The sequence below is a fragment of the Pseudomonas sp. BMS12 genome, from assembly GCF_001592875.1.
Taxonomy (GTDB): domain Bacteria; phylum Pseudomonadota; class Gammaproteobacteria; order Pseudomonadales; family Pseudomonadaceae; genus Aquipseudomonas.
Genome location: NZ_LSOF01000038.1, coordinates 700 through 1,405, shown reverse-complemented (window position 1 = coordinate 1,405; position 706 = coordinate 700). Strand labels below are relative to the sequence as shown.

General features: G+C 57.9%; 1 protein-coding gene. It reads left to right on the top strand.

What is annotated here, in order from left to right:
- Positions 1–28: 28 nt before the first annotated feature.
- On the top strand, positions 29–706 hold a 678-nt coding region (locus AYB31_RS20950; protein ID WP_201787444.1), incomplete at its 3' end, for a hypothetical protein.

Here is a 706-nt window from a genome sequence, read left to right as displayed (position 1 = left end):
CGGCACTCTACAGTCCAGCAACAGCCAGGTGACCCAAGCTCAGAATCTGCAGGTGGGTGATCTGCAGGTGGCTGGTAGCCGCTGGTTGCAGGCGGGTTTTGACCTGAATGCCGACGACTATTCCTTTGCTGATAGCACCTTTCAGCTGGACGGCGCATTCAACCAGGCAGCCGATGAGCTGATCGTTGACGGCTATACAGTTGAGCTGACCAAGAGCTACCGCTGGACCAAAGTGCGCGTGCTGAACGGCGGCGTGATTACCACGCCGGTAGCATCGGATAGCTTTACCCAAGGCATCATCATTACTGCCGACGAGGTCGAGGTGGATGCCAGTTCGCAAATCGATGTGAGCGGCAAAGGCAAGCTGGGTACCACCACCACGGCCAACATTTACGGCGGAGGCACATACGCAGGTGCTGGGGGTATCTACAGCTCTTACGTATTTACCCCTATGCCATACGGCAATTATGCCGAGCCGCGAGATTTTGGTCTTGGTGGCCGAACAGGGAATGCTTCTAGCTTCACCCGTGGCGCTGGCGCCTTGGAGCTGAATGCCGGAACTTTGATGCTGAACGGAGCCATTCGCGCGAATGGCACTACCCAGACAAGCTTTGGCTCTGGCAGTGGTGGCTCCTTGTTGCTGCATGTGGGGTCGCTGCAGTTGGGGGAGCAGGCCCGTATCGATGCCAGTGGTGGCGGCTCCACC